Below are 21,464 nucleotides of genomic sequence, written 5' to 3' on the forward strand. Positions count from 1 at the left end.
ACACGTCCGATTATAGCCGTCCGTCCGGTGACCACCGGGCGACCGTCGTGAGTCCCTCTTCTACTCGACCGACGCCGCGAACGCCGCCAGCGCCTCGCGCATCTCGTCGGGGTGGCCGCCGAGGCTCACCCGGACCGCGTCCGGTCGCTCGAAGAACCGGCCGGGGACGACCAGCACGCCCTCTTCGGCCGCGCGTGCGGCCAGTTCGTCGCCGTCGTGGTCGGGGTGGCCGACCAGCGCGTACGGCGACCCGTCGGGTACCTCGCCGTCGAACGACGCCGCGACCGCCTCCGCCAGCAGGTCGTGGTTCCGGGCGCAGAGGTCGCGAGCGTGGTCCGCGAGTGCGTCGCGGTTCGCCAGCGCCCGCCGAGCGAGTGCCCGACTCGGCCCGGCGACGACCGGGAAGTACCACGCCGCGGTCGCCAGTCGCTCGATTCGGTCGGTCGGACCGACGACCCACCCGATGCGCAGGTCGCCCAGTCCGAGGAACTTCGTCAGCGACCCGATGGCGAGCGTGTTCGGCAACCCGGCGGCCGTCGGCCCGCCGAACGGACCGTCGTCCGCCTCCGGGTCGTAGGAGGCGTACACCTCGTCGACGACCAGCAGCGCGTCGTGGGCGGCGACGCGGTCGGCCACCGCCGCGAGCGTCTCACGGTCGGCCAGTTTCCCGGTCGGGTTGTGCCGGTTGGTGACGACGACCGCGGACACGTCGTTGCCGTCGTCTGCATCGTTCGCGTCGTCGAGCGCTTCTCCGACCAGTGTCGGGTCGAGGTTCCCGTCGGGGCGGTCGAACCGCTCGACCCGCGCCCCGAACGCCTCGGGACAGGCGACCAGCGGCTCGTACCCCGGCGACTCGACCAGCACCCGTCCCTCGGCGAATGTCGCGGCAACGAGCGCGTTCGCGTGACTCGCGCCCGCCGTCACTTGGACGTTTCCGGTCGAGCAGTCGTAGACGTCGGCGAGTTGCCCCTCCAGCGTGACGCCCTCGGGGTCGGGCAAGCCGTCGAGCGACGGCGGGACGACGCCCGCGGACGGGCCGTCGGGGCGCAGGTCCGAGGAGGCCAGGTCGTGGGTCGCCCGCTCGGGTCGCCCGGCGATCCACTCCAGATAGTCGATAGACGAGAACCCGGTCATACTGGCTCTCTTCGGCCCGGTGCATAATGGCGTTCCGAAGCGATTCGACCACACGACGACAGCTTTTCACCCGCTCCCCGCGGGGCCTCACACATGAGCACCATCGACGAGAAGCGGGTGTACGGCGAGCGCTCGGGGGCCACCGAGGCGTTCGTCGCCACCGGCATGGGTCTCGCGCGGGTCTCCGTCTCGGGGGACCTCGTCGGCGAGTTCGGCCTCGCCGACCGTCGCCCCGTCCGCGACGTGGCCGCCCGCGACGGGACCCTCGCGGTCGCGTGCGACGAGGACGTGCTGGTCGGCGCGACGCTCGACGAGACCGGGTTCGGTCCCGCGGACGCGGTGGGGTTCGACCGCTCGGGTGACCTCCTCGCGGCCGGTGAGGGCCGCGTCGCACGCTACACCGTCGACGACGACGCGGGGAGCGAGACGTGGACCACGCTCGGCGAGTGCGAGGACGTCCGCGCCGTCGACGGTGACCTCGTCGCCACCGCGGATGGCGTGTTCCGGGTCACCGACGACGGCCTCTCGCACGCCGGTCTGGACGACGCCCGCGACGTGACGATTCGGCCCGTTCCCCGCGTCGCCACCGCCGACGGCCTCTACCAGCTCGGCAACGGCTGGATGGACGACGGCGAGGGGTCGTTCTCGGTGGTCGCCTCGGACGGCGACCGCACCCACGCCGCCACCGACGACGCGCTCCTCGAACTGCTCGACGGCGAGTGGGCGACGGTCGACCTCCCCGTCTCGGAGCGCGTCGCGGGCGTCGCGTACGCCGACCAGTGCTATGCCGTCACCGAGGCCGGGACGTTCCTCGTGGAGGGAGAGCGCGAGGACGACGGCGACGACGAGGCGAGCGAGAGGAGCGCGGAGCGGGAGTGGCACTCTCGAACGCTCGGCCTGCCCGACGTCCGCGGCGTGGCCGTCCCCTGAGTCGACTCGACCGCTCCTCACCCGAAGGAAAACGCGTTTTAGCCCCCGCCGCCGACGCCCGCACATGATACTCCCGGGGTCGGCCTCGCAGTCGCTCGCGGCGCGACTCGCCGCCGAGACGGACCACGCGCTCGCCGCCGTCGAGTTCGACCGGTTCGCCGACGGCGAACTCATCGCCCGGGCGGACCTCGACGGGGACCACGCCGTCGTCGTCGCCGCCACCGACTCCAGCGACGCCTTCGTGCAACTGCTCCAGTTGCAGGACCTCGCCCGGCGGCAGGTCGACCGCGTGACGACGGTGCTCCCGTACATGGGCTACGCACGGCAGGACAAGCAGTTCAAGCCCGGCGACCCCGTCTCCGCCGAGGCGATGGCGCGGGCCATCTCGACGGGCACCGACCGCGTCGTCACCGTCACGCCCCACGAACCCGGCGTGCTGGAGTTCTTCGACGTGCCGAGCGAGGCCGTCGACGCGAGCGCCGCCCTCGCCGACCCGCTCCCCGCCGCCCTCGCCGACCCGCTCTTTCTCGCGCCGGACGCCAGCGCCCGCGGGTTCGCAGAGTCGGTCCGCGACGCGTACGGCGCGGGCGACGTCGACCACTTCGAGAAGGTCCGTGACTACGACACCGGCGACGTGAGCCACACGCCCAGCGAGACGGACGCCACGGGCCGGGACTGCGTCGTCGTCGACGACATCATCGCCACCGGGTCGACCATGTCCGGGGCCATCGGCCACCTGCGCGAGGACGGCGTCAGCCGCGTGTTCGCCACCTGCGTCCACCCCATGCTCGCCGCGGACGCCCGGACGAAACTCGCCCGTGCCGGCGTCGAGGACGTGTTCGGCACGGACACCATCGAGCGCTCGGTGAGTTCGGTCAGCGTCGCGCCGCTGGTCGCGGACGTGCTGTAGAACGGTTCCGGTTCGCTATCGCTCACTCCTTCTCCACTACTCCAGTCCGCGCTCCAGTCGCTGGAGGAGTCGCCCGACGAACAGGCCGAGACGCGGCGACAGCGGGTCCTCGTCGTTCACGGACCAGTCGGGACACGCCGCGAGCGACTCGACGAACGCCTCGTCGAGCGTCAGCGACTCGACGAAGTCCCGGACGTCGAGCGTGATGCCCTCGTCGTCGGTCGCCAGGTCGGGGTAGCGCTCGCGCACCCACGGCGAGTACGAGATGGTCCACGACGGCCCACCGACGGACCGGACGACCGCCGCGTACGGGCCGACGAGGAGGTCGCCGTCCGGTCGCTCGACGTACACCGTCCCGTCCTGTACGGTCGTCCCGTACCGCATAGGTGTGGTATCGTCTCCCTCGGGCATGAGTGTACGTTCTAGGATGGAACGGTGACGAGTACAGCAGGGTAGCCGAGAACTCCTCGAAAGCCCCCGGTCGCTACACGAACCCCGACGGTGCAAGCACCGCAGGAGTGAGCCGTGCGGGACCGAAGGTCCCGCTGGAAGCCGGCGGCGACGCCGCCGGCGACGAAGCGAACGACGAGGAGCGCAGCGAGTCGTGGGAGTGTAGCGACCGGCCCCTTTCAGTCCACCCGCATCGACTGTTCGGCCAGCTATCGCGGGTGGACTGAAAGGGGCGAGGCTCGGGGCGAAGGACGGCGACGCAAGCACTGGAGCGAGCGGTAGCGAGCGAAGCGCGCGCAGCGAGACGCCCGAGTCCTGAGCCTCGGGGCTTTCGAGGTGGTCACAGCTCCACCGACGAGAAAATGCGACGAGACGAAAGCGAACCTAACCGCTACTCAAATCGCTCAGTCCGCTTGCTCAGTGACTGCTAGCGGGTCGAGGGCGATGGTCATCGTCACGCCCTCGACCTCCCAGTCCTTGCGGTAGCCGTCCTCGACGGTCCCGAACTCGGCGGCGCGGACCTCGTCGGCGATGAGGCCCTCGTGCTCGCGGACGAGGTTCGACACTCGCTCGTCGGCCACGTCGAGTTCGACGCGGACCTCGCGGTCCAGTTCGAGGTCGAGGTCCTTGCGCATCTCCTGGACGCGGCGGATGACCTCGCGGGCGTACCCCTCGCTCTCGATGTCCTCGGTGAGCGAGGTGTCGACGTAGACGACGCCGCGGTCGTCGCCCGCGACGCGGAACGGCGTGGCGGCGACGCCCTCGGGCGTCTCGGTGACGAACTCGACCATCTCCTCGGTGAGGTCGACCTGCTCGCCCAGCTCGTCCTCGACGGCGACTTCGAGGGCGTCGAGCGTCGGCTCCGAGATGCGGGCACCGTTGAGCGCCTGCATCACCTCGCCGGCCTGGCCGCCGAAGGCGGGGCCGAGCACCGACATGTCCGCCTGTGCGGAGTAGCGCAGTTCGCCCCACTCCTCGCCGGGGGCGACCACGTCCACCTCGCGGGCGTTCAGGCGCTCCTCGACGAGGGCGCTGTACTCGCGGACCGCGTGGGCGGCCCCCGAGTCGTTGGCCGCGACGACGACGCGCGGGACCGGCCAGCGCAGTTTGCGCTCGGCCTGCTGGCGGGCGTTCGACCCGGCCTCCTCGACGGCGCGCAGCACCGCCACGTCGGCTTCGAGGTCGGCGTCCTGGTACTGCTCGTCGGGGACCGGCCAGTCGCACATGTGGACCGTCGGATGTCCCTGAGACCCGGTGAGGGTGCCGTATATCTCGTCGGCGGCGTACGGCGCGTACGGCGCGAGGAGCTTCGTCGTCTCCTCCAGCACCCGGTAGAGCGTGGCGTAGGCGGCGGTCTTGCTGTCGGAGTCCTCCTCCTCCCACATCCGCTCGCGGACGACCTGGATGTAGAACCGCGAGACGTCCTCGACGACGAAGTCGAGGAGGGCGTCCAGCGCCCGGTCCTGCCGGAACGCCTCCCAGTGGTCGGTCATCTCCTCGACCGTCGTGGCGAGACGCGACAGCACCCACTCGTCGACGAGTTCGAGGTCGCACTCCTCGGGAGCGACCGAATCGGGGTCGAACCCGTCCATCCGCATGTACGGCAGCGGGAAGCGGAACACGTTCCAGAGGATGTTGAGGTTCCGCTGCATCGTCGCCATCTCGTCCCACGAGAAGCGCATGTCCTCGCCCTGCGGGTCGACGCTGAGCAGGAACAGGCGCATCGGGTCCGCGCCGTGGCGTTCGAGCGCCTCGGCGGGCGTGACGACGTTCCCGATGGACTTCGACATCTTGCGACCGTCCTCGGCGAGCGCCCACCCGTGCATCAGCACCTGCTTGTAGGGCACCTCGCCCATCGCCGTCGTGCCCATGCCGAGTTGCGACCAGAACCAGCCCCGCGTCTGGTCGTGGGCCTCCATGATGAGGTCGGCGGGCCAGAGCTCCTCGAACTCGTCGGTCTCGCCGGGGTAGTTCAGCGTGCCCCACGACGCCACCGACGAGTCGAGCCAGACGTCGAACACGTCGGGAACGCGCTCGTAGGTCGTGCCGTCCTCGGTGATGGTGAGGTGGTCGACGGTCGGGCGGTGGAGGTCCACCTCGTCGGGGTCGACGTCCTGGTCGACCCGCTCGGCGAGGTCCTCGCGCGTGGCGACGACGAGGGTGTCCTCGATGTCGCCCGTCCAGTCCTCGGCCGACTCCTCGTCCTCCACGGGCACCCAGATGGGGATGGGGATGCCCCAGTAGCGCTGTCGGGAGACGTTCCAGTCGGGCGACCCCTCGATGAACTTCCGGAAGCGGTTGTCCCGCGCCTCCTGGGGGTACCACTCCGAGTCCTCGATGTTCGCCAGCATCTCCTCCTTGACGTCGGTGACGGTGACGAACCACTGGTCGGTCGCGAGGAAGACGATGTCCGTGTCACAGCGCCAGCACTGGCCGTAGTCGTGGCGGGTCGTCCCCGCCGCGAGCAGGTGACCCGACGAGTCGAGGTCCGCGATGATGTCGTCGTTGGCGTCGCGGACGAACTCGCCCGCGTACTTCCCGCCCTGCTGGGTGTAGACGCCGTCCGGGCCGACCGGACAGAATATCTCCAGGCCGAGTTCGTCGCCCCGCTCGAAGTCCTCCTGCCCGTGGCCGGGTGCGGAGTGAACGAGGCCAGTCCGGTCCATCTCGACGTAGTCGGCGTGGTAGACCTCGCCTGCGCCCGCGCCCTGGGGATGCTCGGGCACCTCCTCGGGCAGCGGGTGCTCGTAGGACCAGCCGACGAGGTCGGTCCCCTGTACCTCCTCCTCGACGGTGTACTCGGTCGCGCCCGCCCGCTCCAGCACGTCGTCGACGACGTCGCTGGCGACGTAGAGTAGCTCTCCCTCGTACGCGCCGCTCTCGGAGTCGTCTACCCTGACCGCCGCGTACGTCGCGTCCCGGTCGACGGCGACGAACGTGTTGGCGGGGATGGTCCACGGCGTCGTCGTCCAGACGACGAGATTGCCCTCACGGCCCGTCAGCGGGAACGTGACGTAGATGCTCGGGGACTCGATCTCGTGGTACTCCACCTCGTTCTTCGCGATGGCGGTCTCACAGCGCGGACACTGCGTGATGGAGCGCTTTCCTCTGTCGACGAGGCCGCGCTCGTGGGCCTGAGCGAACCCCCACCACGCCGCCTCCATGTACTCCGGCGAGACCGTCTTGTACGGGTCGTCCCAGTCCATCCAGACGCCGAAGGACTTGAAGTCGTTCTGCAGTCCTTCGAGTTGCTCGTCGGCGAACTCCTTGCACTCCTCGATGAAGTTCTCCATCCCGAACGCCTCGATGTCCTTCTTGTCGTCGAAGCCGAGGCGCTCCTCGACCTTCGTCTCGATGGGGAGGCCGTGCATGTCGTAGCCCGGCCGGTCGGTGACGTCGTACCCCTGCATCCGTTTGTAGCGGATGTAGGTGTCCTTCAGCGACTTGTTCCAGGTCGTCCCCATGTGGGCCGCCCCGGAGGTGTACGGCGGGCCGTCGACGAAGAAGTAGCGCTCCGCGCCCTCGCGGTGCTGCTTGGTTCGCTCGTAGGCGTCGGTCTCCGCCCAGTACTCCCTGACCCGGTCTTCGAGGGCGTGGGGGTCGTACTGGTCGGGCACCTCGGCGAACCGCTCGCGGTCCGGTCCCGCGGGTGCGTCCGACTCCTCGGAATCACTCATATCGCATCAACACACCGCCGTCACTAAAGGGCAATCGGTCGGGCAGACGGTGCTGTCCCGGGCCACTCGGCGGCGACGTTGGCTCTCCAGCGTTTCCAGGTATCCGACACCAGGTGGAGCTACCGACCCTCCTCGGGCGAAGGCTCCTCGCCGTACGTATCCCGGAACTCCTGGATGAGCTGTCCAGTTTCCGCGTACCACCGGTTGAGCATTCGCTGTAGTTCGTCCGCGATATCGTCAGGGTCTGAGACTCGGTAGACGTGGTGGTAGCCGCCCTTGGGACAGCTCTCCTGGTCCTGCACGGCAACTCCCGCTTCTTCGAGCCGTTTGACCGACCGGTACGCGGTCGTCCGTTCTTTCCCGATGAACTTCGCGATACGGTCCACGGTGAGCGGCTCCGAAGACTCCGCGAGCAGCCTGAACACGCCTCTGTCGAGCGACCTGAGTCCGAGCATACAGTCGAGGAGACCCTCACAGTCCCGTTCGTCCCGGAGTTGCTCCTGTACGGCCTCTGGCATTGGTATCGGGAGTTGGTGCTGCTGCCGGATAACGTTTGCACACCCAGTGCACACTTCTCGCAGTCCCGGAACGCTGACCGGTAGCTTGGCGAACTGCGACCAAGCCAGCTTTCGAACAGAACTGGTCCTAGACTCCGACACTGCCGCCCACTCCGTTCACCGTCGCTCGCCGCCGCGGGCGACAACCTTATCGCTGGCATCCTCCTTGCAGTAGCTATGCAAACAACTGGTGAGAGTGAGGTGGAGTGCGACGTGCTCGTCATCGGCGGCGGGCCTGCGGGCCTGAGTGCGGCCCTCCAGTTGGGGCGCTCGCTCCGCAGCGTCCTGGTCTGCGACGACGGCGAACCCCGTAACGGCCCAGCAGCCGAAGCACACGGGTATCTGACGAGGGACGGTATCCCGCCGGAGGAACTCCGTCGTCTCGGTCGTGAGGAGGTGGCGGGATACGGGGCCGAGTTCCGAGACGCGCAGGTGACGGGTGTCACCACAGCCGAAGACGGGTTCACGAGTACCCTCGATACCGACGAGACCGTCACGAGTCGAAAGGTCGTACTCGCGACCGGTGTCACCGATGTGCTCCCCGAGACCGACGGGTTCGAGGAGCTGTGGGGCAACGGCGTGTATCACTGTCCCTACTGTCACGGCTACGAGGTTCGGGGAGAACCGCTCGGCGTCCTCGTTACGGCTCCAGAGCAACTCGAACATACGACGCTCATCTACAACCTGAGTACGGACCTCGTCGTGTTCACCGACGGGCACGACGTCTTCGACGAGGAATCACGGTCCGCGTTCGTCGAACGGGGAATCGAGATCGAAGACGAACCGATCACCGCACTCGTCGGGTCGGATGGTGGCCTCGAGCGCATCACGCTCGCGGATGGGCGTGAGGTCGCTCGCCACGCCCTCTTCTACGGCCCACCGATGCGACAGCACAGCGAGCTAGCCGAACGGCTCGGTCTGGAGATCGACCAGTTCGGACTGGTCGACACGACGCGGACCGACCACGGGTTCGGATTCACGTCGGTCGATGGCCTCTTCGTCGCCGGCGACGCCGCCAGCGGCTCTCCTGCCTCCATACCGTCCGCCGTCGCCGAAGGACACACGGTCGGCGCGACCGTCAACATGGAACTGTCCAGAGAGGACTTCGAGGCGGGGTGATCGTAGTGGACGAATCCCTTCGGGACCTCGCCGATCGCTTCTCGCAGGTCGCCGACCGGTACGACGACGAACACGTCAGTGACGAGAAGCCGGTCTACGACGCGTGCGCCTCGTTCGTCGTCGAACACGCCGACCCCCGCCCCGACGACGTGGTCCTCGACCTCGGAACGGGGACGGGCCTGATCGCACTCGCGCTGGCAGAGGACGCCGGCCACGTCGTCGGACGCGACATCAGTGACGGGATGATCGAGCAGGCGCGGTCGAAGGCCGCCGACAGCGGTCTCGTGAACGTGGAGTTCGGCTACGGCGAGTTCCGCGATTCGCACTACGACGGTGAGGTAGACATCGTGGTCTCGAACTTCGCTCTGCACCACCTTCCGGACGAGGAGAAACGCGAGGCGATCGAGGCCATCGCCGACCTCGCTCCCCGGAGATTCGTCCTCGGCGACGCGATGTTCTTCGGCTCGTCCGACCCCGAAGAACCGCTCTTCGGTCACGGGGTCGATGCGGCGACGGCCGGGACGCTCGTGGACGTGCTCACCGACGTCGGCTTCGTGGTTACGGCAGTCGAACGCGTACACGACCAGGTGGGTGTCCTGGTTGCCGAACGGCCTGTCGACGATTCGGAGACGGGGTCTCTCTTCGCAGAGTCACCCGCCGAGAAGTAGGGTGCTTCGCTAGCTGTCACACTCTCGGACACTCACAGTCGCCATCTCCGGGACGTCGTCGGTCCGAGCCAGTGGTGTTCAGGCGCGGACGGTCCGGAGCGTCGGCAGGAACCGGTCGGTGGCGACGAGGTACGCCCCGCCGAGGAGGACGGCCCCGAGGCCCGCCATCCAGAGGCCCAGCGTCGTGTCGGCCGGGAACGTCGAGAGGCCGGCGCGTTCGACGAGGATGCCGCCCGTCGTCAGTAGCGTCGTGATGAGACCGTAGGCGACGACCCAGAACAGGTCGAGCAACGGTTCGAGTGCGAGGTCGCTCACGCTGGCCTCTCGCCCGTGGACCGACATGAGCTTTCCGTGTTGGTGTGACAGCACGTGACTCGTAACGCTTTCTACGGTCCACGGGTAGGCCGGTATATGGGACGTTACGGTTCGCTCAACTACCCCCTGCTCACGAAGGGCGGGTTCGGACTCGGTGTGGCGATGTTCGTCGTCGGTGCCATCGGCGCGACGATGGTCCACGGTCCGTCGACGGCGCACACGCTGCTCGTCGACATGGAGGCGCTCGGCATCCTCGTCGGCCTGTTCTCGCCGTTCGTGTTCGGCATCCTCCTCCCGCTGACGGAGTGAGGCGTCGGAGGTCGACCCGACCGCCTTTCCCCTCGTGAGCCGTCGCCGTACTCGTGCCCCGATTCCCCGATTCGGAGGACCGCCTCCCGCTGGCCGAGGACTGCCGGCGCTGCCCGGCGCTCGCCGCCGCCCGCGAGCGCATCTGCTGGGGCGCTGGCCCCCGCGACGCCGCGCTGGTCGTCGTCGGTGAAGCGCCCGCCGCCGGGAGTCCCGACGCCGAGCGCTGGCGGGGCGGCAACTGGACCGGGATGGCCTACACCGGCCAGCGTTCGGGACGGAAGATACGCACGATGGTCGAGGAACTGGGCCACGAGGCGTACTACACCAACGCGGTCAAGTGCTTCCCGAGCGCCGCCATCCCCCACGACGACCCCGAGGCGGCCGCCGACCTCGACTGCCCGACCCACGAGACGGACAACCGCGAACCCCACCCCGAGGAGCGGGCGAACTGCCGCCCGTTCCTCCGCGAGGAACTCGACCGTATCGCGCCCGACTGCGTGCTGGCGACCGGGAAGCACGCCACGCAGTCGCTGCTCGCCGTCGAGGGCCGGACCGTCGACGGGTTCCTCGACCTCGTGTTGACGGTACAGGAGTGCCCGACGCTCGGCGTGCCCGTCCTCCCGATTCTGCACCCGTCCTACCAGGAGGTCTGGATGGGACGGCTCGGCTACGACCGCGAGTCGTACCTCGCCGCCATCGGCGAGGCACTCGCGGCGCTCGGGATTCACAGTTAACTCGTCGGGTTTCGTGGCTCGGGCATGGACCTCTCCGCGCTCGCCGACCCCGGCGTGACCGGGACGCGCGAGTTCACCGTCGAACGCCGCCACACGACGACCGTCTTCGGCGAGCAGACGGACCCGCCCGGCCTCCCCGCCGCGGCGGACTCGACGGCCGACGAGCACCTCCACGTCCTCGGGACGCCCCACCTGGTCGCGGCCTGCGAGTTCACCGGCCGGGAGTCGCTGCACGGTCACCTCCCCGAGGGGACGGGGACGGTCGGCGAACGCGTCGACGTGACCCACCGCCGGGCCGCCCCGGAGGGGACGCGGCTTCGAGTGGAGACGGTCGTCACGTCGACGGACGGCCCGACGGTCCACCTCGACGCGACCGTCTCGCGCGTGCCCGACGGGACGGAGCGCGGTGCCCCGGAGACGGTCGGCGAGGCGGCGATGACGTTCCGGGTCGTCGAGCGAGCGCGGTTCCGCGACGCCCTGAAGTGAAGGAACGGGACCCCCACGCGGAACGGGGCGACGAGTCTGGAGGCGTCGACTCGGGGACAACCGCTACCCGCCTGGCGTGCGAACCGGGACCATGGACACGAGCGAGCAGTTGTACGAGCAGGACGCGACCGGGTGGCGACGCGGCCTGTACGACGACGTGAAGCGGACGTTCCGCGCGCCCATCGTCAACTGGATATTCAGGACCGCGGTGGCGAACGCTCCCGCGTTCACCCGCTACGCGTGGGGCCAGGTGAAGCCGCTGTTCGAGACCCGCGGGTTCGCCCGCGTCTCGGTGCGCTACCGCGACGCCGTCCGTTCGTCGCTCGACCTCCCGACGTACCGCCGGGCGGAGACGGGCGTCTCGCCCGCCGAGTTCGCCGAACTCCGGGGACAGCTCGCCACCTTCGACGTGGTCGCGCCGCGACTCGCGGTCCTGTTCGAGACGATGGACCGCGCGCTCCACGCCGACCACGACCCGACGCCGACCGACGAGCGGTGGGCGACCCGGCCGTACCCTGACTGGCTGGACCGCGAGCGCGGGTCGCCGCCGACGATGGTCGACACTCCGCCCGAGGACCTCGCCGAGACGGTCGACTCGCTCCGGGCGTTCCACGGGTTCGAGGGCGATCTGCCGAGCATCTACCGCTGTCTCGCGCAGTGGCCGACGTTCCTCGACACGCTCTGGACGGACCTCGAACCGGTGTTCGAGGGCGACGGGTTCGACGAGGCCTGCGAGCGGTCGAGCGAGGTGGTCGACGAGTTCGTCTCGAACGCGCCCTACCGACCGCGACTCGCCCCCGACGACCTCCGCGCGCTGGGGATGGGCGACGACGCCATCGAGGGCGTCCAGGGGCTGTTCCGGCAGTTCAACACCGGGCCGGTCGAGACGGTGCTGCCCGCCCTCCCGGCGCTGGCGGCGACCGTCGACGCGTCCGGCGAGCGGTCGCTGGGGTAGCCAGCCCCGCCGTACCGCCTCTCCGCTCCAGCACCCCGAGAACCGTCCACGGCGTCGCCGCGAGAACAGGTTCTTGACGGTCCGGTCCGTGGGCCGACACGATGTTCGCCCCGCTCCGTCGCACCCTCCGCGACCGCCTCGGCCTGCGCTCGGTCGCGAGCGCGCTGCTGTTCACCGTCTTCCTCGCGTGGCTGTTCGACCAGTCGTTCGGGAGCGCCGTCGAGTCGGCCGCCGCCGCGGCGCTGGTCGGCGGGTCCGGCCTCGTCGCCGACGCCTACGGCCTCCGCGACGAGGTCCGGGGACTCGGCTTCGGCGTGTACGTGTTCGTCGCCGGCGTCGCCCTGGCGCTGCTCGACCCGACGCCCTACGTCGGCGAGGCGTTCGCCGTCGTGGGAGCGTGGCTCCTCCTCGACAACGTCCAGACGCTCCGCCACGACGGCGTCGCGGAACCGGAGCGCGAACCGGCCGACGGCGAGGAGGTGTACCGCCAGTACCTCGCACAGCGCATCCGCGACCGACTCGACGAGCGGCCGCACACCCGCCGGGAACTCCGGGAGGCGTTCGAGGAGACGCCCGACGCGGTCGACGAGGCGCTGGCACTCCTCGAAGAGCGCGGTCTCGTCGACCGCGAGGGCAGCGAGTTCCGCACCCGCGAGCGGCAGTCCCGCGGACCGGTCGGTCGCGCCCTCGCGCGACTCGCCCGCCCGTTGACGCTCGAACTCCGGGACGACGGCGACCGGTCGGCCGTCGGCGACGTCCCGCCGACGGGGAGCCGAGTCGCAGATCGGACGACACCCGACCGGTCTGCCCAGCGAGACCGACCGGACCGGTCTGGCCGACCCGGCGACGCCTCGAACTCGCGACGCGACGCCGACGTGGAACGCTCGTCGTCGGGTCGGTAGCGCACCGACGGTCACCTGTCTTCGGCCGGTCGCCGAGCGACGCGGTCGATCCTCGACGGTCGGCCCACGTCGGTCCACGGCGGCCAGTCGTGGGGCAGCCCTCGCCCGGAAAGAAGAGGATTTTACGCGCGGAACCCCCTAGCCACGCACGTGGACTCCCCGTTCGAGGTGCTCGACATCGACTCGGAAGCGAGCGACGCCGAGGTCGAGCGGGCGTACCGCCGCCGGGTGCTGGAGGCCCACCCCGACCACGGTGGCTCGGCCCGCGAGTTCCAGCAGGTCCGAGCGGCGTACGAGACGCTCCAGCGGAAGGGTATCGAGGGCGTCGACGCCGCCGAACTGGACGGCGACGGTGAGTCGCCCGACGCCGACGGCTCCGACAGCCCAGACGAGGCCGACTCGGGAACGGAGAGCGACGCCGAGGCCGACCCAGAGCCCGAGGGTGCCCGCGTCGAGTACCTCGACTACCAGGCGCTCGCGGACCGCGGGTGGGAGCTGACCGACGAGGACCTGTTCGAGAAGGCGGCCGAGGCGGACCTCTCGCCGTCGGCGTACGGGACGTTCGTTGCACCGCCACACGACTCGCTGCTCGAAGCCGCCGAGGAGAACGACCTCACGTGGCCCTACGCCTGTCGCGGCGGGGCGTGTTCGAACTGCGCCGTCGCCGTCGTCGAGGGGGAGATGTCGATGCCGAACGACCACATCCTCCCCGAGAAGTGGCTCGACCGCGGGATTCGCCTCTCCTGTCTCGGCGCGCCCATCTCCGACGGGATGAAGGTCGTGTTCAACGTCAAGCACCTGCCCGGACTCGACGACCTGCGACTGCCCCCCAGCACGTTCGACAAGGCGCGACTCAACGACTGACGCTCTCGACCGGGGCGAGTCGCCGAGGTGCCCGACTGCTCCCACCGCTCGGTCCGGTCCGTTCTACCGCTGGTCCCACCGCTCGGCGACCTGTCGGGCGGAGAGGGCGAGGTCCGACTCCTCTTCGACGTACTGCGAGAAGAGGTAGAGGCCGGCGAGTACGGCGCCGATACCGACGACGGTGGTCACCCCCGACAGTATCAGGCCGACGGGGAGAGACCCGCCCGCTCCCAGGACGTGCTCCGGGACCAGCAGTCCGGCGCTCCCGGACGCGATGAACCACAGACCGAGCAGCAACAGCCCGCGGGAGAGCCAGTCGTAGCGAGTCCAACTCATACGACAGACGTTCTCTGCTGTGGATAAGTCCGACCCGTCTACTCAGCTAGCGCGAACCGGTCCGGGAGGCTATCTATCGAAACGCCGCGGTGTTCGTCGGGTGCCCGCAGGGTACTCGCCGACTGCTCGTCGCGCGGCGGTCGGGGAGTCGCCGGTGACTCTCCGGAGCGACCGCTCCCGTTCAGTCGTCCGCGGCGACGGCACGCTCGTCGACGCCGCTACCGGTCCTGACGTGGAGGTACGCCGCGCAGGCGACGGCGACGAGGCCCGTCGCCGTGGCGAGGCCGAACGCGACGCGGTACCCGGTGACCGTGTAGACCCGAGCGCCGTCGAGCGTCCGGCCGGTCCAGTAGGTGTCGAGGACCACACCCATCACGGCCGGGAAGACGGCGGCCCCGAAGTAGCCGAGACTGTTGACGGTGCCCGTGACGGTGCCGCTGGCGCTCGCGGCGTGGCGCTCCTTGGCGACGGTGTAGGCGAGGACGCCGCCGCCGTTGGAGAACATCGCGAGGAACAGCAACACGCCGAACAGCGCCAGCGGCGGCGTGACGGACAGGAACACCGCCCCGTACGACACCGTGAACAGCACCGTCGCGGCGAGGATGAGTTCGGTCCGGCGGCCCAGGCGGTCCGAGAGCGTCCCGAAGACGGGCGGTCCCAGCAGGAAGCCGACGTTCCCGAGGAGGACGTACGTCGAGGCGGTGGTGACGGAGGTGCCGTAGACGTCGGCGACGTACGGGACGCCCCAGAGACCGAGGACGGTGAAGTTGGTCCCGATGAGGAAGAAGAGCATGAGGCCCATCACCCACGTTTCGCGGTCCCGGAGGACGTGGCGGACGTTCCGCCAGACCGTCGAGAGGTCGACGCTGCGGTGGGGGGCGGTGGCTCCCTCGACGGCCGCGAACCCCGCTTTCTGGGGACTGTCGCGGACGAGCACGTAGATGGCGACGGCGAGTGCCCCGCCGACGGCGGCGGTGGCGAGCAGCGACTCGCGCCACCCGGCGGCGGTCACGGCGAGCGCCAGCGGCGTCGTCGCCAGCACGCCGCCGAGACCGGCCGCGGCGACGGTCCACCCGGTCATCGTCGCGAACTGGTCGGTACGGAACCAGTTCGCACAGAACCGCAGGATGGCGATGTAACAGACGCTTCCCCCGAGACCGACGAGCGCGCGGCCGACGAACCCCAGGAGCAGCGACTCCGCGAGTGCGAACCCGACGACGCCGACGCTCATCACCCCCACTCCGACGGCGGCGACCCGGCGCGTCCCGACTCGGTCGGCGAGGACGCCAGCGGGCAACTGGAGGGGTGCGTAGATGTAGAAGAAGGAGGCGTGGAGCAGGCCGAGTTCGGCGGCGCTGGTGTCGAACGCGCGGTTGAGGCTGTCGGCGAGCACCGCCGTCGAGACGCGGTGGAAGTTGACCAGCAGGAACCCACCTGCGAGCGTGACCCACAGCACCCACCGCCAGCGGTCGCGCGTTCGAAGGTCCATGCACTCCCGTCCCGCGGTGCGGACTAATAGGTGGGTGTCGAGGTCAGGCGCGAACCGCGAGGCGGCGACGGGTCGCGACTACTCGACGACGCGGACGCGCAGGACGTGCCCGCCACAGCCACACTGGTCGACGTACCGCCACGTCACGCCGTCGTCGAACGCCTCCTCCAGCACGGGGACGAGGTAGTCCGTCGGGTCGCCGTGTTCGCCGTGAGTCACGAGGTTGACGTGGTAGCCCGGAGCGGTCGCCTCGACGGCCCCGAGGGCCTCCTCGACGAGCAGGTCCCGGTCGGCGGCGTGTTCGGGGCCTTCGAGGTTCGCCGACCACGAGTTCCGGTGGACGGTCTCGGACACGGACTCCGCGTCCGCGACGGTGTGCTCGCTCATCGCGGTCGCTCCCCTCGCGCCGTCGTGGTTCGTAGACGAGTCCTCCGCGCTGTTCGTCGGGTCGTGTCGAAATCGGTCATCCTCCGTTCACCTGTGGTCGAGGCTACCGAGCGGAGCAGAATGTAGTGACGGGGCGATTCCCGGCGTCCGAGAACTGCCGACGAACGACCTGCTCCCGCCCGAACGAGACGGGTGACGACTCCGTCGCCCACCCAGGTTCGACTCAGCGCTCGCCGAGGAACCGCTCGGCGGTGTCGTGGAACAGGTCGCGGTAGGTCGATTCGGGGAGGTCACGCGAGAGCAGGTGTTCGCGCTCGCTCCGGTAGCTGTGGGGGATGTTCGGGTAGTCCGAGCCGTACATGATGCGCTCGCTGTGCTCCTCGAACACCGAATCGGGAATCGAGGCGGGGTCGAACGCCATCGACTCGCCGACGGCGCTCGACATGGCGAAGCAGGTGTCGAGGAAGACGTTGTCGTTGGCCGCCAGCACGTCGACGAACGCCTCCGTCTCGAAGGTCCCCATGTGGGCACAGCACGCCCGAACCTCGGGGTACGAGTCGACGAACGCTCGGAACCGCTCGACGCCGACGTGGGGGCTGTCCTCGAACATCGGCGCGGTGCCGCCGTGGAACAGGATGGGGCGGTCGTACTCGGCGGCGAGTTCGTACGCCGGGTCGAGACGCGGGTCGTCGGGGGCGACGCGCTGGACCGGACACTGGAACTTCAGGCCGCGTGCGCCCGCCTCGAACGCCTCCCGAACCACGTCGCCCACCTCGTCGTCGCCGTGGACGGTGGCGAACGGAACGACCATCTCCGAGGTGTCGGCGCGCTCTGCGACCCACGCGTTCAACTCGCGGGCGATGTCGGGTTTGTGGGCGTACGGGAGCGCACAGTAGCGCTCGATACCCGCCGCCCGGAGCGTGCGCTCCATCTCCCCCTGCGTGCTCGGGTGGGGGAACCCCCATCCCGCCTCGTCGGTCAGCGCGCCCCGGATGGCCGCGACGAGCCGTTCGGGCATGAGGTGGACGTGGCAGTCGATAGCGGGGACGAACCGGTCGTCCGGTGTCGGGTCGTCCCGACTGGCGTCGGCCGCCGCGTCGCTCACTCGGGCAGCACCCCCTCGTGGACGAGGAGTCGTCGCTTCGTCTCCAGACCGCCCGAGGCGGAGTAGCCGCCGAGGCTCCCGTCGGCCGCGACGACGCGGTGACACGGGACGACCAGCGGGAGCGGGTTGCGCCCGCAGGCCCCGCCCACGGCGATGGCCGACGTGTCGAGGTCGGCCGCGATGTCGCCGTACGTGCGCGTCTCACCGCGCGGAATCTCGCTCATCGCCCGCATCACGCGCCCCGTGAAGTCGTCGGGGTAGGCGACGCCGACGTCGAACGTCGTGCGCTCGCCCGCCTCGTACGCGCGGACCTGTTCGCGGAGGTCGCTCGCCGAGCGGTCGAGCAGGGAGGCGTCGAGGTCGAACCTCGCCCCGAACGCCTCGACGTGGACGGCCTCTTCGCCTTCGCCCGCGCCCTTCTCGCGCCCACCCGCGTCTCGCTTCCTCCCGTCCGCGTCGGCCTCGGCAGTCCGACGCTCGCCCGTCGCCGTGGTGTGGCTTGCCATGGTCCCCGTCGGTGCCTGGAGGGCTAAACTCCTCGCCCGGGAGTGAATGTGGTCCGTGCCAGACGCTCGCGTTCGGGGGTGCTCCCCGCTACGCTTTTGGCCGCCGCGAGCGAGCGTCGCGCCATGAGCGACGACTGCATCTTCTGTTCCATCGTAGCGGGCGACGTCCCGAGCCGAACCGTCCACGAGGGCGAGCACACGTTCGCGTTCCTCGACGTGAACCCGCTCGTTCGGGGACACACGCTGGTCATCCCGAAGGAGCACTACGAGACGGTCGCCGAGATGCCCGACGACGTCCGGGACGCGGTGTTCACGGCCGCCGGCGAACTCACGCCCGCCGTCGAGGAGGCCGTCGACGCCGACGCGACCACCATCGGCATGAACAACGGCGCGGCGTCGGGCCAGGAGGTCCCCCACGCGCACGTCCACGTCGTCCCGCGGTTCGACGACGACGGCGTCGGTCCCCTCCACACGCTCGACTGGCCGCGGCCGGACCTCGACGACGAGGAGTTCGACGACGTGGCCGAGGCGATTCGGGACGGGCCGCAGTAGGGGTCGCGTGCTAGCCGACGGTTGCACTACTGAATACACTATATTTTAGAACTAGAACTCTAGAAAAATGTTATGCGTGACGAGTCGTAGCCCGGTAGTGTGGTGTCAATGGACGCCAGTCGACGACGACGCGACGTACTGAAGGGTATCGGCGGGCTGGGTGCTGCGGTGGTCGGCGTCTCGGCGCTCTCGGGGACGGCCGCCGCCGCCCGGTACAGCCAGTACGACACGGACCTCAGAGTCACCGAAGACGGTGTGTCCGGCGCGGACCTCGACGACGCCATCGTCCAGGTCCACGGCGACTGCCCGCTCGTCGGCCTCGGCGACACCTGGGTCGCGGTGGGTCAGGAACAGGGCATCAACTCGGTGTACATGGCCGCCCACGCCGCCTGGGAGTCGGGGTGGGGCGAGAGCTCCATCGCCCAGGAGAAGCACAACATCTACGGCTACGACGCTCGCGACGCCTGTCCATCGACCTGCGCGGACGGCTACGCCTCCTTCGAGGACTGCATTCGGGAGGTCATGCCCATCGTCCGCGACAGCTACCTGACGCCCGGCGGGACGTACTACAACGGCCCGACCCTCGACGGGATGAACGTCAACTACGCCACCGACGACAACTGGGACGACGGCATCGAGAGCGTCATGAACTCCCTCGCCGAGCACATCGACTTCGACGGCGGCACGGGCGGTGGCGGGGGAGGCGGGTCGTACTCCTGGCCGACGTACTCGAACGGCGACCGGGGTGAGACCGTCTACACCGTCCAGTACCTGCTCGAAGGCCACGGCTACGACCTGCAGTACCACGACGGCATCTACGGCAGCGAGGTCGAATCGACCGTCGAGTCCTTCCAGTCGTCGCGGGGTCTCTCGGTGGACGGTGTCGTCGGCCCGAACACGTGGGAGGCACTGGTCATCACCGTCTCGGGACCGACCGACGACCCGTACTGGCCGACGTACGGCGCACAGCACCACCTCCGGGACGGCGAGGGGTACGACATCGCCGTCGACGGCTACTACGGCAGCGAGACGGAGGGCGCTATCGAGAGCTTCCAGTCGGACGCTGGCATCACCGTCGACGGCGTCGTCGGCCCGAACACGTGGCAGGCGCTCGTCGACGTGGTCTGACGGCTCACAGCGACGCCGTGGACCGTGACTGCCCTGCCGACCACACCGCTTTGGTCGTGCGCGCCCCATCACGGCCATGGCCGACCCGAGCGCACGGGACGCGAACCGGGCGGCGCTCGGCGACCGACTGCGCAACCGGCTCGCGCTCGCCGTCGTCACGCTGACCGCGTTCGTCGCGTTCGTCCTCGTCCCGGACCAGCGACTCCAGTACGCCGCGGCGCTCGTCGCGTTCACCGTCTGGATGGCGTGGTTCGTCGCCGCCGCCGTCGACTGGCTGAGCCGTGCGGACTTCTGAGACGGCTCCCTCCCTCGCCGTCCGTCGCCGCAGACGCTCTCCCGGCCCACCGACTCACAGCGGCAGCATCGTACTCGCGCTTCACTATGTTTTTATCCGATGAGTCGTCGACGCAACGTATGGGTTCGCTCAGTCTCGTCGGTGCGGTCGGCGGTGCCGGAACGACTCGCCTGACGCTCGAATGCGGTGCCGTCCTCGCTCGGGCGGGCCGCGAGGTGGCGGTCCTCGACGCGGCGTACGCGACGCAGGGCCTCCTCGACTCCCTCCTCGGTCGCGTCGACACCGACGTCACCGACCTCTGTACCGACGACGACGGTACGGGTGCACCACCGCTCGCCGCCGGTCTCCACGACCTGTCCGTCGAGTCGGGCCGCCTCGCGGTCTGTCCCGCCCGCGCACCGTTCGAGCGACTGGCCCGCGCGAAGACGCCCGAGGCCGCCCAGCGGTTCGCCTCGCTCGTCGAGACCGCTGCCGCGTCGTTCGACCACGTCCTCGTCGACGCGCCGCCCGTCGCCGCGAACCAGGCGGTGGCCGCCGTGACGACGACCGAGCGCGTGGCGCTGGTCGCCCCCGACACGCCGCGAGGCCACGACGGCGTCGCTCGCCAGCGCGACCGACTCGCCGACGTCGGTGCTCCCGACCCCGAGACGGTGCTCACGTTCGCGGCCGACCCGTCGTCGGCCGTCGAATCGAGCGACGTCGTCGCCGCGATACCCGAACACGAGGTGACGGTCCCCGGCGACGTCCCGGTCTGTTCTGAGGGTGACGACCAGTTCGTGGTGCACGTCGCGGAGGCGTGCGAATCGCTCCTCGACGAGTCGCTCGGGTACGAAGCGGAGGAAGAGGGCGTGTTCGACCGACTCGGTATCGGAAACTGAGGCCCGGCGGTTCGGAACGAGAAGACTCTTTCAGCGTTCGACTGCGTCTCGCCGACCGTCGTCAGCGACGGTCGGTCGCAGCGCTCACTCGCGGCCCTGCCGCGTCGCGGTGACCGTAGTCACCGTAGTTCGCCAGCGCCGCTCATCGTCTCTCCCAGCAGTTCCCGTTTCTCGACGGCCGCGTCGCCGGTCGGCGAGAGCGTACCTTCCAGCGCCTCGCGCGCCTCGGCCAGCGGGTCGTGCGTCTCGACGTAGGCCGCCAGCGCGAACTCGGTCTCGCTCGCGCCCGTTAGTTCGAGCGCGTCCGCCCGCGACAGTTCGGCGTCCAGCCAGTCGCGGACCAGCTCGCGGCCCGTCGGGCCGAGCGGCGACACCGACTCCCCGAGCAGGTGGAGCGTCTTCGCGCCCGTCATCGGCGGAACGCCCGCCGCACGGGAGCTCGTGCCGACGCTATCCCCGCTCGCGTACGTCTCGACGACCGTCGCCGCCGCGTCGGGCGAGCACGGCAGGTCCTCGTCGAACGGGGCGAGTCGCTCGGCGAGTCCCGCTTCGGTCGCGTCGACGGTGGCGACACCGCGCGACCGCTGCTCGCTCGTCACCTCCAGTCCGGCCGCGATGTCGGCCAATCCCATGAGAATCCCTCACGCCTCCGGGGTGTTAAATTTTATCAGAATATATGACTGTCTTCGATAGTGCACCTCCGATACGTGTCGGTAACCGACACGTCGGAGGGGGCTCGAAACACTCGAATATCGGACTTTCCGCTACGCTTTAATAT

Annotated in this window: 26 protein-coding genes; 15 read left to right on the plus strand and 11 right to left on the minus strand. The window is 69.6% G+C overall.

Features of this window, described 5'->3' with window-relative positions; translation table 11 throughout:
* Positions 1-60: 60 nt before the first annotated feature.
* Positions 61-1,134, minus strand: coding sequence for a pyridoxal phosphate-dependent aminotransferase (locus tag MX571_RS04660; protein ID WP_247414422.1), 1,074 nt, complete (start codon positions 1,132-1,134; stop codon positions 61-63).
* A 93-nt stretch (positions 1,135-1,227) separates the two neighbouring features.
* On the opposite strand from MX571_RS04660, the gene MX571_RS04665 reads away from it, so the two are divergent.
* Together MX571_RS04665 and prs are read left to right on the plus strand one after the other, a co-directional pair.
* Complete coding sequence (locus MX571_RS04665) at positions 1,228-2,064, plus strand: HVO_0234 family beta-propeller protein (protein WP_247414423.1); 837 nt, start codon at positions 1,228-1,230, stop codon at positions 2,062-2,064.
* Between the two features lie 64 nt (positions 2,065-2,128).
* On the plus strand, positions 2,129-2,974 hold the full coding sequence (gene prs / locus MX571_RS04670; RefSeq protein ID WP_247414424.1) for a ribose-phosphate diphosphokinase: 846 nt from the start codon (positions 2,129-2,131) through the stop codon (positions 2,972-2,974).
* Positions 2,975-3,010: 36 nt separating this feature from the next.
* Here prs and MX571_RS04675 read toward each other — a convergent pair whose 3' ends face one another.
* Complete coding sequence (locus MX571_RS04675; RefSeq protein WP_247414425.1) at positions 3,011-3,358, minus strand: hypothetical protein; 348 nt, start codon at positions 3,356-3,358, stop codon at positions 3,011-3,013.
* A gap of 29 nt (positions 3,359-3,387) precedes the next feature.
* Between MX571_RS04675 and MX571_RS04680 the strand changes: the two genes are divergently transcribed.
* Positions 3,388-3,651, plus strand: coding sequence for a hypothetical protein (locus tag MX571_RS04680; RefSeq protein WP_247414426.1), 264 nt, complete (start codon positions 3,388-3,390; stop codon positions 3,649-3,651).
* Positions 3,652-3,828: 177 nt separating this feature from the next.
* Here MX571_RS04680 and ileS read toward each other — a convergent pair whose 3' ends face one another.
* Positions 3,829-7,101, minus strand: coding sequence for an isoleucine--tRNA ligase (gene ileS, locus MX571_RS04685; protein WP_247414427.1), 3,273 nt, complete (start codon positions 7,099-7,101; stop codon positions 3,829-3,831).
* A 119-nt stretch (positions 7,102-7,220) separates the two neighbouring features.
* Positions 7,221-7,619, minus strand: a complete 399-nt coding sequence (locus tag MX571_RS04690; protein ID WP_247414428.1) for a helix-turn-helix domain-containing protein — start codon at positions 7,617-7,619, stop codon at positions 7,221-7,223.
* A 216-nt stretch (positions 7,620-7,835) separates the two neighbouring features.
* On the opposite strand from MX571_RS04690, the gene MX571_RS04695 reads away from it, so the two are divergent.
* Both MX571_RS04695 and MX571_RS04700 read left to right on the plus strand, forming a co-directional pair.
* Positions 7,836-8,777, plus strand: a complete 942-nt coding sequence (locus tag MX571_RS04695; protein ID WP_247414429.1) for an NAD(P)/FAD-dependent oxidoreductase — start codon at positions 7,836-7,838, stop codon at positions 8,775-8,777.
* Positions 8,778-8,782: 5 nt separating this feature from the next.
* The gene (locus tag MX571_RS04700; protein WP_247414430.1) at positions 8,783-9,445 is read left to right on the plus strand and encodes a class I SAM-dependent methyltransferase; all 663 of its coding nucleotides are present in this window, start codon (positions 8,783-8,785) and stop codon (positions 9,443-9,445) included.
* Positions 9,446-9,523: 78 nt separating this feature from the next.
* Here MX571_RS04700 and MX571_RS04705 read toward each other — a convergent pair whose 3' ends face one another.
* Positions 9,524-9,760: a DUF8151 family protein gene (locus tag MX571_RS04705; protein ID WP_247414431.1), complete on the minus strand. Its 237-nt coding sequence runs from the start codon at positions 9,758-9,760 to the stop codon at positions 9,524-9,526.
* Positions 9,761-9,856: 96 nt separating this feature from the next.
* On the opposite strand from MX571_RS04705, the gene MX571_RS04710 reads away from it, so the two are divergent.
* From MX571_RS04710 to fer, 6 genes are all read left to right on the plus strand, one after another.
* Positions 9,857-10,069, plus strand: coding sequence for a DUF7860 family protein (locus tag MX571_RS04710; RefSeq protein ID WP_247414432.1), 213 nt, complete (start codon positions 9,857-9,859; stop codon positions 10,067-10,069).
* A 53-nt stretch (positions 10,070-10,122) separates the two neighbouring features.
* A complete protein-coding gene (locus MX571_RS04715; RefSeq protein WP_247414433.1) occupies positions 10,123-10,803 on the plus strand; it encodes a uracil-DNA glycosylase in 681 nt (226 codons plus the stop codon).
* A 24-nt stretch (positions 10,804-10,827) separates the two neighbouring features.
* Positions 10,828-11,289 (plus strand): thioesterase family protein, encoded by a 462-nt coding sequence (locus MX571_RS04720; RefSeq protein ID WP_247414434.1) that lies wholly within the window; start codon positions 10,828-10,830, stop codon positions 11,287-11,289.
* Between the two features lie 91 nt (positions 11,290-11,380).
* On the plus strand, positions 11,381-12,244 hold the full coding sequence (locus tag MX571_RS04725) for a halocarboxylic acid dehydrogenase DehI family protein (protein ID WP_247414435.1): 864 nt from the start codon (positions 11,381-11,383) through the stop codon (positions 12,242-12,244).
* Positions 12,245-12,345: 101 nt separating this feature from the next.
* Complete coding sequence (locus tag MX571_RS04730; RefSeq protein ID WP_247414436.1) at positions 12,346-13,146, plus strand: hypothetical protein; 801 nt, start codon at positions 12,346-12,348, stop codon at positions 13,144-13,146.
* 150 nt (positions 13,147-13,296) lie between these two features.
* Positions 13,297-14,010, plus strand: coding sequence for a ferredoxin Fer (gene fer, locus MX571_RS04735; RefSeq protein ID WP_247414437.1), 714 nt, complete (start codon positions 13,297-13,299; stop codon positions 14,008-14,010).
* 63 nt (positions 14,011-14,073) lie between these two features.
* Here the strand turns inward: fer and MX571_RS04740 are convergent, their stop codons facing one another.
* The 5 genes from MX571_RS04740 to MX571_RS04760 form a co-directional block, all read right to left on the minus strand.
* Positions 14,074-14,346: a hypothetical protein gene (locus MX571_RS04740; RefSeq protein ID WP_247414438.1), complete on the minus strand. Its 273-nt coding sequence runs from the start codon at positions 14,344-14,346 to the stop codon at positions 14,074-14,076.
* 181 nt (positions 14,347-14,527) lie between these two features.
* Positions 14,528-15,835, minus strand: a complete 1,308-nt coding sequence (locus MX571_RS04745; RefSeq protein ID WP_247414439.1) for an MFS transporter — start codon at positions 15,833-15,835, stop codon at positions 14,528-14,530.
* A gap of 78 nt (positions 15,836-15,913) precedes the next feature.
* Positions 15,914-16,222 (minus strand): CGCGG family putative rSAM-modified RiPP protein, encoded by a 309-nt coding sequence (locus MX571_RS04750; protein WP_247414440.1) that lies wholly within the window; start codon positions 16,220-16,222, stop codon positions 15,914-15,916.
* A gap of 223 nt (positions 16,223-16,445) precedes the next feature.
* Entirely contained in the window at positions 16,446-17,327 is an 882-nt protein-coding gene (locus MX571_RS04755) for an amidohydrolase family protein (RefSeq protein ID WP_247414441.1), read from the minus strand.
* The gene (locus MX571_RS04760) at positions 17,324-17,674 is read right to left on the minus strand and encodes a methylated-DNA--[protein]-cysteine S-methyltransferase (RefSeq protein ID WP_368409038.1); all 351 of its coding nucleotides are present in this window, start codon (positions 17,672-17,674) and stop codon (positions 17,324-17,326) included. Before MX571_RS04760 ends, MX571_RS04755 begins: the two co-directional genes overlap by 4 nt.
* Positions 17,675-17,956: 282 nt before the next feature.
* Here MX571_RS04760 and MX571_RS04765 point away from each other — a divergent pair, with 282 nt between their 5' ends.
* From MX571_RS04765 to MX571_RS04780, 4 genes are all read left to right on the plus strand, one after another.
* Positions 17,957-18,385 (plus strand): HIT family protein, encoded by a 429-nt coding sequence (locus MX571_RS04765; protein ID WP_247414443.1) that lies wholly within the window; start codon positions 17,957-17,959, stop codon positions 18,383-18,385.
* A gap of 108 nt (positions 18,386-18,493) precedes the next feature.
* Entirely contained in the window at positions 18,494-19,513 is a 1,020-nt protein-coding gene (locus MX571_RS04770; protein ID WP_247418429.1) for a peptidoglycan hydrolase, read from the plus strand.
* Between the two features lie 76 nt (positions 19,514-19,589).
* Positions 19,590-19,808, plus strand: a complete 219-nt coding sequence (locus MX571_RS04775) for a hypothetical protein (protein ID WP_247414444.1) — start codon at positions 19,590-19,592, stop codon at positions 19,806-19,808.
* Positions 19,809-19,927: 119 nt separating this feature from the next.
* On the plus strand, positions 19,928-20,686 hold the full coding sequence (locus tag MX571_RS04780; protein WP_247414445.1) for a P-loop NTPase family protein: 759 nt from the start codon (positions 19,928-19,930) through the stop codon (positions 20,684-20,686).
* 119 nt (positions 20,687-20,805) lie between these two features.
* Here the strand turns inward: MX571_RS04780 and MX571_RS04785 are convergent, their stop codons facing one another.
* Complete coding sequence (locus MX571_RS04785) at positions 20,806-21,318, minus strand: DUF7858 family protein (protein ID WP_247414446.1); 513 nt, start codon at positions 21,316-21,318, stop codon at positions 20,806-20,808.
* Positions 21,319-21,464 lie beyond the last annotated feature (146 nt).

Source organism: Halomarina salina (genome assembly GCF_023074835.1).
Lineage (GTDB): Archaea > Halobacteriota > Halobacteria > Halobacteriales > Haloarculaceae > Halomarina > Halomarina salina.